General features: G+C 39.0%; 18 protein-coding genes. 7 read left to right on the top strand and 11 right to left on the bottom strand.

Annotation, left to right across the window (positions count from 1 at the left end):
* Positions 1 to 13: 13 nt before the first annotated feature.
* The 5 genes from nagA to rplM form a co-directional block, all read right to left on the bottom strand.
* Entirely contained in the window at positions 14 to 1,120 is a 1,107-nt protein-coding gene (gene nagA, locus FBD94_RS19755; protein WP_136881470.1) for an N-acetylglucosamine-6-phosphate deacetylase, read from the bottom strand.
* Between the two features lie 87 nt (positions 1,121 to 1,207).
* Complete coding sequence (gene tsf, locus FBD94_RS19750) at positions 1,208 to 2,047, bottom strand: translation elongation factor Ts (protein ID WP_131612150.1); 840 nt, start codon at positions 2,045 to 2,047, stop codon at positions 1,208 to 1,210.
* A 98-nt stretch (positions 2,048 to 2,145) separates the two neighbouring features.
* Positions 2,146 to 2,970 (bottom strand): 30S ribosomal protein S2, encoded by an 825-nt coding sequence (gene rpsB, locus FBD94_RS19745; protein ID WP_084288521.1) that lies wholly within the window; start codon positions 2,968 to 2,970, stop codon positions 2,146 to 2,148.
* 18 nt (positions 2,971 to 2,988) lie between these two features.
* Positions 2,989 to 3,375: a 30S ribosomal protein S9 gene (gene rpsI, locus FBD94_RS19740; RefSeq protein WP_084288523.1), complete on the bottom strand. Its 387-nt coding sequence runs from the start codon at positions 3,373 to 3,375 to the stop codon at positions 2,989 to 2,991.
* A gap of 11 nt (positions 3,376 to 3,386) precedes the next feature.
* Positions 3,387 to 3,830, bottom strand: a complete 444-nt coding sequence (rplM, locus tag FBD94_RS19735; protein ID WP_090785697.1) for a 50S ribosomal protein L13 — start codon at positions 3,828 to 3,830, stop codon at positions 3,387 to 3,389.
* 226 nt (positions 3,831 to 4,056) lie between these two features.
* Here rplM and FBD94_RS19730 point away from each other — a divergent pair, with 226 nt between their 5' ends.
* Positions 4,057 to 4,407: a hypothetical protein gene (locus FBD94_RS19730; RefSeq protein WP_136881469.1), complete on the top strand. Its 351-nt coding sequence runs from the start codon at positions 4,057 to 4,059 to the stop codon at positions 4,405 to 4,407.
* 208 nt (positions 4,408 to 4,615) lie between these two features.
* On the opposite strand, the gene FBD94_RS19725 is transcribed toward FBD94_RS19730, so the two are convergent.
* Both FBD94_RS19725 and FBD94_RS19720 read right to left on the bottom strand, forming a co-directional pair.
* Entirely contained in the window at positions 4,616 to 5,488 is an 873-nt protein-coding gene (locus FBD94_RS19725; protein ID WP_136881468.1) for an Rpn family recombination-promoting nuclease/putative transposase, read from the bottom strand.
* Positions 5,489 to 5,801: 313 nt separating this feature from the next.
* On the bottom strand, positions 5,802 to 6,089 hold the full coding sequence (locus FBD94_RS19720) for a hypothetical protein (protein ID WP_136881467.1): 288 nt from the start codon (positions 6,087 to 6,089) through the stop codon (positions 5,802 to 5,804).
* A 604-nt stretch (positions 6,090 to 6,693) separates the two neighbouring features.
* On the opposite strand from FBD94_RS19720, the gene FBD94_RS19715 reads away from it, so the two are divergent.
* From FBD94_RS19715 to FBD94_RS19705, 3 genes are read left to right on the top strand one after another with little or no spacing between them, the layout of a single operon-like run.
* Positions 6,694 to 6,900: a YtxH domain-containing protein gene (locus FBD94_RS19715; RefSeq protein ID WP_131612138.1), complete on the top strand. Its 207-nt coding sequence runs from the start codon at positions 6,694 to 6,696 to the stop codon at positions 6,898 to 6,900.
* An 8-nt stretch (positions 6,901 to 6,908) separates the two neighbouring features.
* Positions 6,909 to 8,306 (top strand): MBL fold metallo-hydrolase RNA specificity domain-containing protein, encoded by a 1,398-nt coding sequence (locus FBD94_RS19710; RefSeq protein ID WP_136881466.1) that lies wholly within the window; start codon positions 6,909 to 6,911, stop codon positions 8,304 to 8,306.
* Positions 8,307 to 8,332: 26 nt separating this feature from the next.
* Entirely contained in the window at positions 8,333 to 9,034 is a 702-nt protein-coding gene (locus tag FBD94_RS19705; protein WP_131612134.1) for a class I SAM-dependent methyltransferase, read from the top strand.
* 14 nt (positions 9,035 to 9,048) lie between these two features.
* On the opposite strand, the gene pepT is transcribed toward FBD94_RS19705, so the two are convergent.
* Entirely contained in the window at positions 9,049 to 10,302 is a 1,254-nt protein-coding gene (pepT, locus tag FBD94_RS19700) for a peptidase T (protein WP_136881465.1), read from the bottom strand.
* A 67-nt stretch (positions 10,303 to 10,369) separates the two neighbouring features.
* On the opposite strand from pepT, the gene FBD94_RS19695 reads away from it, so the two are divergent.
* Positions 10,370 to 11,074 (top strand): hypothetical protein, encoded by a 705-nt coding sequence (locus FBD94_RS19695; RefSeq protein WP_136881464.1) that lies wholly within the window; start codon positions 10,370 to 10,372, stop codon positions 11,072 to 11,074.
* Between the two features lie 6 nt (positions 11,075 to 11,080).
* Positions 11,081 to 11,698, top strand: coding sequence for a rhomboid family intramembrane serine protease (locus FBD94_RS19690; RefSeq protein ID WP_131612128.1), 618 nt, complete (start codon positions 11,081 to 11,083; stop codon positions 11,696 to 11,698).
* A 4-nt stretch (positions 11,699 to 11,702) separates the two neighbouring features.
* Here FBD94_RS19690 and FBD94_RS19685 read toward each other — a convergent pair whose 3' ends face one another.
* Complete coding sequence (locus tag FBD94_RS19685) at positions 11,703 to 12,671, bottom strand: hypothetical protein (protein ID WP_136881463.1); 969 nt, start codon at positions 12,669 to 12,671, stop codon at positions 11,703 to 11,705.
* 88 nt (positions 12,672 to 12,759) lie between these two features.
* Between FBD94_RS19685 and FBD94_RS19680 the strand changes: the two genes are divergently transcribed.
* A complete protein-coding gene (locus tag FBD94_RS19680; protein ID WP_131612124.1) occupies positions 12,760 to 13,800 on the top strand; it encodes a dipeptide epimerase in 1,041 nt (346 codons plus the stop codon).
* Here FBD94_RS19680 and FBD94_RS19675 read toward each other — a convergent pair.
* Positions 13,784 to 13,975 (bottom strand): DUF6358 family protein, encoded by a 192-nt coding sequence (locus FBD94_RS19675; RefSeq protein WP_131612122.1) that lies wholly within the window; start codon positions 13,973 to 13,975, stop codon positions 13,784 to 13,786. The two genes, FBD94_RS19680 and FBD94_RS19675, sit on opposite strands and share 17 nt — an antisense overlap.
* 2 nt (positions 13,976 to 13,977) lie before the next feature.
* Positions 13,978 to 14,295, bottom strand: a complete 318-nt coding sequence (locus tag FBD94_RS19670) for a rhodanese-like domain-containing protein (RefSeq protein ID WP_090785787.1) — start codon at positions 14,293 to 14,295, stop codon at positions 13,978 to 13,980.
* Between the last annotated feature and the right edge of the window lie 77 nt (positions 14,296 to 14,372).

Here is a 14,372-nt window from a genome sequence, read left to right as displayed (position 1 = left end):
AATTAATAAGGGATCAAATGTCTAAACCACCCACAAAAACTTTAGTCAGCTTAAGTTCTGGGTTCAATAACAGCAGATTAGCATCGTTACCAACGCTTAATGAGCCTATTTTATCTGCAAGACCAATCAATTTTGCCGGATGGGACGAAGCCATATTTAAAGCGTCCTGTAAAGGAATCTCACAATGCTGTACACAGTTCTGAATCGCCTGCAACATCGTAATGTTTGAGCCCGAAAGCGTACCATCAGGGGTAATAAATTTATCTCCGGAAAGCTGATGCTGATACGGACCAATGTTACATTCAGACACCGCATCAGTAATTAAAAACAACCGACCTTTCATCAACCTATGGCTCATCTTTACCATTTCAAAATCAACATGACTACCATCTGCAATAATACTGGCCATTGCAGTAGGGTGATTAAATACAGCTACAGGCAAATTAGGAGCCCTGTGATGAATTGCAGGCATGGCATTGAACAAATGTGTAGTTGTCTTAAATCCTTTGTTATACGCAGCCGTAGCCTGCTCAAAGCTGGCGTCACTATGCCCCAATGATAAAAGAACATGATTATCTAACAAATAATTGATCACGGCATCGTCCTGAAGTTCGGCCGCCAAAGTCATCATCTTTACAGTGCCATCAGCATAATCCAGCAACCGCTTCACTTCATCAAGCTCCGCTTTATGGATAAATGCTTCAATGTGTGCCCCTCTGCGCTTAGGATTTAGGTAAGGCCCCTCTAAGTGCAAGCCTAAAAAACCTTTCGCTTGTGGGCGGTAAGCCTTTGCTGCATCTAAGGTCTGATAAACAATTTCCATACTGTTGGTAGCCACACAAGCCAAAAAGCCCGTAGTCCCTTTATGGATTAAGTCATGATCCATTTGTTCTAAGGTTTCTGCTGTAGGGTAAGCAGAAAAAAGTGGACCAGCACTACCATAGATCTGAAGATCTATAAAAGAAGGGCTAAGGAAGTCGCCGCCTGCATCAACTTGTGTATATCCCTCAGGAATTTTTTCATTAGATACCCTGGTTATTTTTCCATTTTCAATTAGCACAGATTGGTCTGCCAGCAGCACACCAGATTTAAACAGCTTACAATTGGTTATTGCGATCATACGATTCTATTGTATAAGCCCAAATATAAGGCAAAAAAAAAGCCTCCTGAAAACAGAAGGCTCTTCTAAAAAAAAATTAATTAAGTATTAAGCTCCTAATTGTACGCGTTTAAATGCAACAACGGTTAAACCGTTAGAAACATCATGTAAAAATTTACGTACATCTTTAGATGAATCTTTAACAAACTCTTGGTTTAATAAAGTACTGTCTTTGTAGAATTTATTCAATTTACCAGCAGCAATTTTTTCTACCATTTCTTCAGGTTTACCTTCAGCACGGATTTGTTCTTTAGCGATTTCAGTTTCACGTTCGATAGTAGATGAATCAACATCACCTTTATCTAAAGCAACTGGGCTCATTGCTGCAATTTGCATAGCAACATCTTTACCAGCTTCTTCAACACCTGCACCAGCTTGGTTTAAAGCAACCAATACACCTAAACGGTAGTTACCGTGGATGTAAGGAACAACTAACTCACCAGTAACAGTTTCAAATTTAGAGATACCGATTTTCTCACCGATTTTACCAGTGTTCTCAACGATGATATCAGAAACTTTTTGTCCGTCAATTTCAAGAGCTAAAAGTTCTTCTAATGAAGCAGGATTGTTTTCGATAGCTAAATCAGTAAACTTGTTAGCTAAAGCAACGAAATCAGCATTTTTAGCAACAAAGTCAGTCTCGCAGTTTAATTCAACCACAACACCACGTTTGCCATCAGCAGTAGCTTTAGCGATAACAACACCTTCGTTAGAATCACGATCCTGACGAGAAGCTGCTACTTTAGCACCTTTTTTACGTAAATAATCAACCGCAGCTTCGAAATCACCATTAGCTTCGATTAACGCTTTTTTGCAGTCCATCATACCAGCACCAGTTTGTTGGCGCAATTTGTTTACATCAGCTGCAGAAATTTGTACTGTAGACATTTTATTTCCTTTTTAAGTTTTTATCAAAAAATTATGGGTTGTGCAGGACTTGTTGAAGTATAAACTGCAACGCACCATACACAACCCAATTATATTATTTAAGCTTCTTCGCTTGTACCTTCTTCAGTATCAGCTTCAACTTTTTTTCTTCTAGCACCTGGTGCAGCAGCTTCTGGAGCATCAGCAGCAGCTTTAGCAGCTACAGCTTCTTTCTCAGTTTCCTCGTCTTTTTCACGTTTACGCTCATCTAAACCTTCTTCAATTGCTTTGATGATTACATCAGTAATTAAAGAGATAGATTTAGTAGCATCATCATTCGCAGGAATTGGGAAATCGATGTTTGAAGGATCAGAGTTAGTATCAACCATTGCAAAAGTTGGAATGTTTAATTTCAACGCTTCGCTAACAGCGATGTGCTCTTTTTTAACGTCAATTAAGAAGATAGCAGCTGGTAAACGGTTTAAGTCCGCGATACCACCTAATAAGCTTTCTAATTTAATACGCTCACGTTGGATCATTAAACGTTCTTTCTTAGAAAGGATCGAATAAGTACCGTCTTTAGTCATTTTATCGATGGTAACCATCTTTTTGATTGACTTGCGAACAGTAGCAAAGTTAGTTAACATACCACCTAACCAACGCTCAGTTACGTAAGGCATGTTTACTTTTTTTGCTTGATCAGCAACGATTTCTTTAGCTTGTTTCTTAGTAGCTACGAAAAGAATCTTACGACCAGATTTAACGATCTGTTTGATTGCTGAAGCAGCTTCTTCAGTTTTAGTTAAAGTTTTATTTAAATCTATAATGTGGATACCGTTGCGCTCCATGAAAATGTATGGGGCCATTTTTGGGTTCCATTTACGGGTAAGGTGACCAAAGTGTACACCTGCATCCAGTAAGTCTTGATATGTAGTTCTTGCCATTGTTTTGTCTCCTTAAGATTAACGTTTACTGAATTGGAATTTCTTACGTGCTTTCTTGCGTCCTGGTTTCTTACGCTCAACCATACGCATATCACGGGTCATTAACCCTTTAGCGCGCAATGCTGGTTTTTTCTCAGCATCTAATTCAACAATAGCTTTAGCAATAGCTAAACGAACAGCTTCTGCCTGGCCTTTAACGCCACCACCGGCTACATTTACAGTTACATCATACTGACCAACTAATTCAGATACTGTGAATGATTGGTTAACGATGTATTGTAAAGGCAATGTTGGGAAATATTCTTTGTGATCTTTACCATTTACGGTAATTGTGCCGTTGCCTTCTTTTAAATAGATACGAGCAACTGCAGTTTTTCTTCTTCCTGAAGTGTTAGTAACTGACATTTCTTCCTTAATTAAAGTTTAATGGTTGTTGGTGATTGCGCTGCATGAGGATGCTCAGCACCTGCATAAACAAAAAGATTTGTGTAAAGTTTTGCACCTAATTTAGTTTTAGGTAACATACCTTTTACTGCCTTTTCAACAACACGCTTAGGATGTTTCGCCATTAACTCTTTTGGAGAAATGAAACGCTGACCACCTGGATAACCAGTGTAGGAAGTATAAACTTTGTCGTTCATTTTATTTCCGGTCAACTTAATCTTGTCTGCATTAATAACGATAACGTTATCACCGCAGTCTACGTGTGGGGTGTACTCAGGCTTGTTTTTACCACGGATGATCATAGCGATCTTCGATGACAAGCGCCCCAAAATCTCGCCTTCAGCATCCACAACAACCCACTGTTTGTTAACAGTTTTTGCATTGGCAGAGACAGTTTTGTAACTTAACGTATTCACTTGCTTGTATTTAATTTGTTAAACAATTATTTATTATCCCTAGTTTTTTAGGGACTGCAAAGATAGATAGAAATATTTAATTACCAAATAGTTGAACAGATATTTATTTCACCGTTAACAATAATAATAAATGTCGTTTCCTCTAAGATTTACACGGATGCGAAAGTTGCCGAGGTAAATTATGTTATTTTACTATCTTCGGTTATCTCTAAAAACACATTCAAAAATGAATCAAACTTGGCGAATCATCTGGATTAGCACCGTCATAGTTCTCCTTGCACTTAAATTATTCAGGTACCTTAACAAGGCACCCGAGGGGAATGCACAAATAATTGCAAAAATTTTTCAAACTGAATGGCACAATGACGGTGAATCAATCGAACAATGGGTAAAACATGCGCTAAAAGAAAATAGAATCCCCTATTCACGCTTTTACATTAAGAAAAATATTAACGACAGTAATGAAGCCGTCGTAGCCTGCACCAGTGACGACAAAACATACCAGTTCTATAAATACAATTATGAACAGAAGAGCCTCGAGGCTCTTGAAGACAACGGAATATCGAAACCCCGTTAACTTAAGCGCTCTTGTCAGTAAATTGTCACGAAATTATATTTACGAATCATCACAAAACTATTCCGCAACATTCTCCGTTATAGTTGCAGTTTGTTTGGTTTAGGTTGATCTGTGGTGGATCAACCATCTTTATAGCAGGGACGTCTCGAAAGACCGTCCCTGTTTCTTTTATACCCAATAACCATCCAGTGCTCTTCTCAATCGTTCATCAAATACTTGGCAATTCTTCGATTTCCTCAATTAAAAGACCTGTAACTTTAGCTATTTCATCAGAGGGGCGTCCTATTGCCTTAAGTTCTGAGGCTACCTTAAGCAAAGTTTTTCTAGTAGCTTCTTTTGTTGCTTGCTCTGCTGCTTGTTCCTTAGCCCAATCCATACCACCCTTCCAATCAGATTTAGCTTTTATATCTGATTCATACAATTCGCGCTGTTCTTTGGTTAATTTACTCACTTCCGCAATTTTAAATATCTTTTGAAATACTCTTTTATCCAGGAAGCGAGGAATCTCATTCAGTCGACTTAAGTTCTTTAATAAATAAAACCATTTGTCTAACTCAGACTCTAATTCATGCTCCTGTTTATCAAAGTTAGGCAATTCAAGGAACTTGAAACCCATACCTTTGTAAAATACTTTACCCGTATCAGTGTTCGTAAATGCAATATCATGCAGGTAATTACTATTGATGTTATTGAACTGAAACTCCATAATACCGATGAGATAAACTTCTTTTAATGGTACATTCCAATCATGTGTTCCTCTTGGTAGCTGTGCACTAATCAGTCTGGACATATAAAACACGCACCTATCTGCAAAGAATTTTTGTCCGGTTCTCTGCATTTCAATAATAAATTGCTCGCCATCCTGTCCGGTGCAAGTCAAGTCGAAAAGCACCTTTTTCTCTTCAATACGACTACCCCCATGCTCAGTAGGGCTGTAGGTAATATCAATAATGCGCTTCTCTCCTTGAAAAAGGGTATTTAAAAATTCAATAAGAATGTCCTTATTGGGTTCACTTCCAAATATATGCTTAAAGCCAAAATCAGTTAGCGGATCAATGTATCGGTTAATATTTTCCGTCATAATTATTAAATTTAGTCATGAAGAATTTAATCTATCTACAATAGAAAAACACACTTTTTATAAATTAATTTATTTTTTAATCGCAAACTCTTCCATAAACTCATGGATCAATTCCAAAAGTTAAAAATCTGAGGGAGAGTGTTCGACAGAATTAAACCATATAAGGGTTACGCGCTAAGACTTCTCCTCACATCATACACACATTAGACACACTTCCTTCACAAAAAGGTACCTGTTTGTGGGTTTGGTGTGAAGGAGGTGTGAACAATGTGTGAAGAAGTCTGCTTTTGTGAATAAATGACATCAGGTGTCACTACGTAGTCCAAACCTGCTGGCTTATCCTAGTATTATGCAAAATACTAGCAGCCAAAATCATTTGATGAAGATTCTCATAGAAACTCACCAAATTTTCTCGCTCCGGAACTTTTAATGCGGTAGAGGGATTGAAGAAACAATGTTTCATAATTTGCCATAACAAGTCTTGGCTTTCGTCAAGATTATATTCTTCGAAAAAAAGTTGAATTGAACTCAAAGCTGATGCTTTTAATTCAGCTTCGGTGCCTTTTGGCCAACTCTGGAAATACTCTGCGTGGTTACTCATATGCTCATTTTTTAGTTTAAAATCTTAAAAATGAGTCTCAATCGAAATTTAGGGGAAGCCATTACGGCTGTTCGTCTATTTGTAAAATAAAACGAAGGTGCAACTACAGCAAGTTCTAAATACCGGAGCGTGGGGCTTTCTGACGGCCTAGGAAACGGGTTTACAATAGAACCCATGACGCTATAGTGCACCTTCAAAAGTACAACAAATATTATCATGGGCATTAATCTATTGTCTCTTCCTAGCATTTGTCAGAAATTTCACGCTAGAGACTCTTTAAATTAATACCTCATTTAAGAAGTAATGATATGTTGTTATATTTCTTTATTTCATTGGCCGGCCTTAATCAGTTTTTGGTATATAGTCCCCATAAAGGACGATTTTTAGCTACCGCTGATTTATTCCATAAGTTAATTAAAAGCCCCTAAACCACCCACACATTTATATGAAAATTAATTTAACATTTTTATTCAACCATCCACACGCCCTCAAAAAATCCATTTGATCAAGAACTATTCGGCTTCATTTTTGTTTATATTACACAGATATGCGGGCAAGACTAAAGAGCCGTAACTGATCAGTAATTAAAAAAGGAGAAATTATCATGACAAAAGAAACGAAAATAATAGCAGGAGTATTAGCCGGAGCTGCTTTAGGCGCTGCAATAATTTTAATCTTATCAACAGAAAAAGGCGGTGACGTAAAAGATAAAATGTCGGACTGGTTTTGTGACCTTTTAGATGCTTCTAAAGACAAGCTAGCCGATGTAACCGATCATGTAAAAGACACAATTTCAAAAGTAAGAGCCTAATTAACTGAATGAAGATCGCTTTTCATGGTGCAGCGCGTGCTGTAACGGGTAGTAAACACCTAATCACTTTAAATAACGGGACTAAAATATTATTGGACTGCGGCCTTTTTCAGGGCATGGGCGATATTACAGACAAGCTGAATGAATCTTTCGGATTTAATCCGGCTAAGGTCACTTACCTCATTTTGTCCCATGCCCATATAGATCACTGCGGATTGCTGCCTCGTTTAGTGGCCGAAGGTTTTAGCGGGACCATTTACTGCACGCCCGCGACAAAAGATCTTGCCGAAATCCTAATGCTCGATTCGGCAAAAATCCAGATGCAGGACGCAGAATACCAGAACAAAAAAAACAAACAGCCAGGTTTCCATGCGATCCCTTTGTACACCGATATTGATGTACAACAAACCATTAGCCAGTTCAAAACTGTTCCTTACGAGCAGGATTTTAAAATAGACGATCACATTACGGTTAGGTTTACCGATGCAGGCCATATTGTAGGTAGCGCAGCGGTGCATCTACAGATCAATGAAGATGGCAAAGAAACCCATGTTACCTTTAGTGGGGATGTAGGCCGATATGGCGATTTACTGTTAAAAAGCCCCCAAACCTTCCCGCAGGCAGACTATATCATCCTGGAATCTACTTATGGAGATTCTTTACATGTCGATGTAGAGGCTATCGAAAATTTGTTACTGCAGATAATTACACAGACTTGTATAGAAAAACAAGGCAAAATTATCATCCCTGCATTTAGTGTTGGCCGTACGCAGGAATTATTATACGCCTTAAACTCCCTCGAGTTAAAAGGTCGATTACCCGATATTCCTTACTACGTAGACAGCCCGCTTTCTATGGAGGCAACTCAAGTACTAAAAGATCACCCGGACGTATATAACAATGGCGTAAAGGAAATCATGAAGGTAGACCGCGATATTTTTGATTTCAAAGGCTTAAGATTTATTGAAAGCGTAGAAGAATCCAAAGCGCTAAACAACGATCCGCAGCCTTGCGTTATCATATCCTCATCGGGCATGGCCGAGGGTGGTCGCGTAAGACATCACATCAAAAATAACATCAGCGATCGCAAAAACACCATTTTAATGGTGGGATATGCCAGTCCAGGCTCACTTGCAGGGCGCTTAGTTAGCGGCCAAAAAAGAGTTTGGCTTTTTGGACAGGATTACGATGTAATTGCTGAAGTCAGATCTATTAAATCCATGAGTGCACATGGCGATTATGAAGACTTACTACAATTCCTTACTGGACAAGACCCTACAAAGGTTAGGCAGTTATTTCTGGTTCATGGCGAGTATGATGTGCAGTTAAAATTTGCTGAAAGGGTACATAATGCCGGTTTTCAAAATGTTGCTATTCCAGAATATCATCAGGAGTTTGAGTTGTAAAAGAATCTCTTTTCTATCTTTGTGGCATGGATGTTTTTGGAGAAGCGTTAAAAGATCAGTTTTTAAAACCACCGGCAGAAACCCTTTGGGTACATAATTCTTACGACGAACCGGAGGAAATGCCGGTAGATATTTACTTCAGAGACGAGAATGAAATGCCTGAGCTGGAGCTTAAAGCACTAGATCTTTGCAAAGGCAAAGTGTTAGATGTGGGCGCCGGTGTAGGCAGCCACGCTTTAGTGCTACAAAAAAGAGGTTTGGATATTACTGGCATGGACATATCCGCATCTGCGGTAACCATCATGAAACAACGTGGACTAAAACAGGCCATGGAAGGAAATATTCTCACTTATAAAATTCCAGAAGGAGATAAAAAATACGACACCCTATTGTTTATGATGAACGGGATCGGACTTACAGGATCTATTCCTGGATTAAAAGCCTTTTTAAAGCATGTTAAAAGCTTAATCAATAAAGATGGTCAGCTGGTTTTTGACAGCTCTGACCTGTCCTATTTATACCTTGAAATTCCATTTCCTGAAAACGGGTACTTTGGCGAAGTAAGCTTTAGGTACGAATACAAAAGCGTAAAAGGCAAATGGTTTAAATGGATCTATGTAGATCAGAAAACACTTATTGATATTGCCAAACAAACAGGATGGCATACAGAGATCATCATGGAAGATGATTCAGATCAATATTTGGCAAGACTAACGCTTGCCAAATAATCGACCTTAAATTTTTAGGCTTTCTCTTCCCAGATTGCAGCGATATTAACGATCGTTTCAACCGCTTTTTCCATATCCTGTACCGATGCCCATTCTTGCTTGCCATGGAAAGCGTGCTCTCCGGCAAAGATGTTAGGACAAGGTAAGCCCATAAACGACAAACGAGAACCATCGGTACCACCTCTGATGCTTTGTTGTTTAGGCGTAATACCTGCACGTTTGATGGCTTCAATACCAATCTCGATAATTTGAGGATGCTTATCCAACACCTGCTTCATGTTGCGATATTGTTCTGTGATCTTCAATTCATACGAAGCGTTTGGAAAATCTTCTATAATATTTTGTACCGTAGCATCTAACAACTCGCCATTAGCGGTCAATTCTTCATCATTAAATGCACGAAGAATAAAGCGCGCCTCGGCCTGTTCTACATTACCACTGATCGTAACCGGGTGTATAAAACCTTCTTTTAATTCTGTGGATTCAGGAGAAAGACAATCTGCCGGTAACGAACTGATCACATCAGATAAGATCTTAATCGCACTTTCCATTTTGCCTTTAGCAAAGCCTGGATGTGCACTCACACCTTTAATGGTCAGTACGGCACCATCAGCAGAGAAAGTTTCATCTTCAATAGAACCCAGTGTTTCACCATCAACGGTATAACCGAAATCTGCGCCCAACTTTTCAATATTCACTTTATCTACACCGCGACCAATTTCCTCATCAGGCGTAAATAAAATCTTGATTGTTCCATGCTTAAATTCAGGATTCTGCATTAAAAATGCCGCAGCCTCCATAATCTCTGCCAATCCAGCTTTATTATCAGCACCAAGTAGCGTAGTACCACTTGCTGTAATGATGTCATTACCAATCTGATCCTTCAGATCATGATGTTCTTTCATTTTTAAGACTACAGAATTATCATCCGGCAGCACCAAATCTTGTCCCTGGTAGTTCTCATGAACAATTGGCTTTACATTTAAACCGCTGCAATCTGGAGAAGTATCCATGTGCGAGCAGAAGCAAATTACTGGAACCTGCTTATCTGTATTGGCAGGAATAGTTGCGTATACGTAACCATACTCATCTAAATGTGCGTCAGCCACACCAATCTCTAACAATTCAGCTACCAGAACCTTACCTAAATTCTTTTGCTTTTCGGTTGAGGGGACAGTTGGCGATTGTGGATCGGACTGTGTATCGATCTGAACGTATTTTATGAACCTGTTTTGAAGGGATTTGTTTTTATTTATATATTTTAGCATACTCTTATAAAACTCCAAAGTTATATAAAGATTATAGTTTTGCCTACATACTTAAAAGAAGATACGTTTGAAACCAATTTTAACATCATTAACAGCACTCTTAATTTGGTTTAATGCCAACGCTCAGTCCAATTTTTATAAAATGTCAGTCGGTGCAGGTGCCGGAATCACACAGTCTTTCGGAGATTTGGCTAAACATGACCTAGGTTTGGCAGGTTATGGAACATTTGATTATTTATTTACCCCTTTTGTAAGCCTCGGGATAGAAGGACAGATGGGCGAAATCAATGGTGGAGACGTTTTTAACGACCCCCATAACCGCCAATTTATAAACAGCTACAAAGCCTTTTCAATTAATGGGAAGCTATATCTTGGCGCAGTGATAGATTATGGCCGTACCGGCTTTGCTAACGCAGTAAAAGGTCTATATGTTGGTGCCGGCGCCGGAGTACTGATGAACAAGATGCGTTACGTGGCCAGACAAAAACTAACCGATCCGTCATATATCTTCCCAGGAAAGGATAGTTCCAACGACCTACTCGTTCCACTAAACATTGGTATTGCTTTTAACTTTATGGATCGGTACGGGTATTACAAATACGGCATCAACTTTAATTATCAAGCAAATGTTACATTGGGAGAAGGTATGGATGGATATGATGACTCTCCGCTGAAATTTAAAAGCGGTAACCCCGATATTTATACCTACTTTTCGATCGGCCTCAAATACCACTTCGGATCCACAGGCCTTTCTATAAAAAACCTATATTAATTTAGAATGGAATACCTAATTCATACCCCTGTTGCCTCGATCATCTTCCTGCTAACGATTGTAACCAGCATTTACGCTTTTAGCAATCATGATTTGTACGGAAAGTTCATGCTACACCCATACAGTGTTTCGAGAAGGCATAAGGTATATACTTTATTGACCAGTGGACTGATTCATGGAGACTGGATGCACCTTATTTTTAACATGATGACCTTTTACTTCTTTGCTTTTCAACTGGAAGCAATGATTGGATCATGGCAGTTTGCAATCATCTATATTTTTGGCTTGATCTTAAGTGATATCCCTTCAGTTATTAAACACAAAAACGACATGTGGTACAACAGCTTAGGTGCCTCTGGAGCCATCAGTGCGGTATTATTTAGCTACATTTTATTTCAGCCATTCTCTTCGATGATCATATTCCCAATACCAATACCTATTTGGGCAATCATCTTTGGACCATTATACCTGATTTACTGTGTTTATGCATCCAAACAATCCAGAGATAACATTAACCACGATGCACACTTTTTTGGTGCACTAACAGGCCTTATTGTTACCGTACTAATTGTTCCCGGAGCAATTCCACATTTTATAGGACAATTACTCGCTAAAATCGGGTAATTGATTAATTGGTTTCTGGCAATGCTGCCGGCTCGAAATAGCTGATTGGCTTGGTCGGATCTTTAATGATTTCGAACAAGGTGTGTCCCCAAGGTTTCCAAAAATCCTGTAACACCTGTGCGTAGGTTTTATGCTGCCAATGATCAAATAACGGCTTGTTAAAGGTTCCTTTAAGCGGCATTGCATCCACATATATAGCACCTTCTACAGGCATAATCGCATATTCCGGCAAACGGTTAAACAGGTAGGCCGAGTAAAAGAATCTTGCACACAACTCTTCAAACTGAGGTGCCGATAATGCCGAACCACCAATCTGATCAAGTAATTCCTGATGATATTTTTTATTGGTTCCATTATCCTGCAGGCAGGCAATGATGCCAAAATCTTTAAGCTTTAAAGAAAAGGTAAGGGTATTGATTTCATCTCTGAAGCTGAAAGCTGTATCCTTATCTTCGAGCGGAACCACCACAATAGACCAAGGTGTAAAATCTTCGAACACCACATCCCGGTAAATTCCCTGAATCATGGTATTTAGATTGCCAAACTTATGCATCAGCCCTTGCGACATGTTTAACCCATCATCACTTAACTGTTGTAAGCGAACGGCGCCATTCATTTCTATATAAATCAGGCTGTACATAAACTTACCGATCCATCTAAAAAGATCTACTTCATCCAGTTCAGATACTCCTGCATAACCTTTGGCGAAAGCAGCTGAGATTTTATCTTCCAAAGGCTGGATAAATTGAGTTAAAACCTCGGTACTACAAGGAACCTTTAAAGCATTATACGACCTTACACTTTCGTCGAGCAACTTAATTTGCTCTTCGCCACTAAAGTTTGCTACTTCTAGCAGCCATGCAGGTAATATATTTATTTCTTCAATTGGCGAAGTAAAGATATCTCCACTTAAAAAGCAGTTCTTATACTTAAAATCGAAGTTTTTAAAGGGTTGGTATATTGTGCTATTCATACTGAGCACAATATTAGGTATATTATTTTTACATTCGCTTTTGCACTACTTTTTATAACTTTTAAATTACTAAAAAGCTTTTCCTACGATGAAGATTGCCTACAACGCCTATAACCTGGAACTAAAACACCCATTTTCTATTGCAAAATTTTCCCGGACAAGCACGCCAGTGATGCTGATCAGGCTGAGTTACGAAAATATTGAGGGCTATGGCGAGGCATCTATGGTACCGTATATGGGCGAAAGTGTAGAAACAGCAGTAGCTTTTTTAAAAAAGGTAGACTGGAACCGCTTTGCTCATCCATTTAATTTTGAGGAGATCCTTGATTATTTGGATAGCATTGAAAAGGGACATCCAGCGATTAAAGCGGCCATCGATATTGCCTTGAATGACATCAACGGAAAACTACTAAACAAGCCTTGTTATGAGATTTATGGTGCCGATCCGTCAAAAATGCCAGTAACATCTTATACCATTGGTATTGATACAGCCGAAGTGATTAAAGAAAAAGTTGCCGATGCCAATGGCTTTAAAGTTTTAAAAATTAAACTCGGTAGAGACAACGATAAGGAACTGATCAACACGATCAGAAGTGTGAGCGATTTACCTTTGTATGTTGATGCCAACCAAGGCTGGACAAACAGGAAAGAAGCTATAGAGATGATTTACTGGTTACACGATCAGGGTGTACAACTGATAGAACAACCTATGGATAAAGCCGACCTAGAGGGCAATGCATGGCTTACCGGACGAAGTCCGATTCCTATCTTGGCAGACGAGGCAGTACAGCGACTATCAGATCTGGAAGGCTTAAGAGGGGCTTATCATGGCATCAATATCAAGCTGATGAAGAGTGGTGGCATCTATGAGGGTCATCAAATGATCCTTAAGGCCAAATCTATGGGCATGAGGGTGCTGATTGGCTGCATGAGCGAAACATCTTGTGCCACACAGGCAGGCATGGCCTTAGCACCATTGTGCGACTGGGCAGACCTTGACGGCCCATGGTTGACTAAAAACAATCCTTTTACCGCGCCTAAAATGATTGAGGGGAAATACCAGCTAAATCAGCTGCCAGGGCTAGGGCTGGAAGGGATAAACCCTTCTTTATTTACTTCCGGTTTTTAAGACTATTACGCATTTCTTTCACCAGCTGTAGCTTTAAGTAAAGAAAAAATGCTGCCGTAATTACGAACAAGCCAATTACTAAATATTTATGGTTGTTATAACCCCACACTGCTCCAAAAATGGAAAGTATGATACCCAGGTTATAAAAAACGTTTAATGCGATCTTCTTTCCCATGCTTAGTAAACAGGCATATTTGGATCAAAAGCTTCTTGCCATGCAAGGATACCACCTTTTAAATTGTAAAGGTTGGTTAAACCCAATTGATGCTCCAATTGCATTACTGCCGCAGCGCTTCTTTTACCGCTTCTGCATTGAAAAATTACTGGTTTATCTTGTGCTATTTGATCTGCTTCGATTAAAATACCACCCAAAGGAATGTTCAGGCCATTAAGATTCGAGGTCTCATATTCAAATGTTTCCCTTACATCAATCAATTGAAAATCTTCATTGTTGTCGATCTTTTCTTTAAGCTCTTGAACGGTTATTTCTTTTATCATGTTATTCAGTTTTTTCAAAGATAATTAAATCGGGCGTCATCCTAAAATAAATGGCCGCTGTGATCTAGAATATG

Source organism: Pedobacter hiemivivus, from assembly GCF_005144565.1.
Lineage (GTDB): Bacteria > Bacteroidota > Bacteroidia > Sphingobacteriales > Sphingobacteriaceae > Pedobacter > Pedobacter hiemivivus.
Note: the sequence above shows the minus strand (reverse complement) of the source record. Positions and strands in the feature narration are given on the sequence as shown.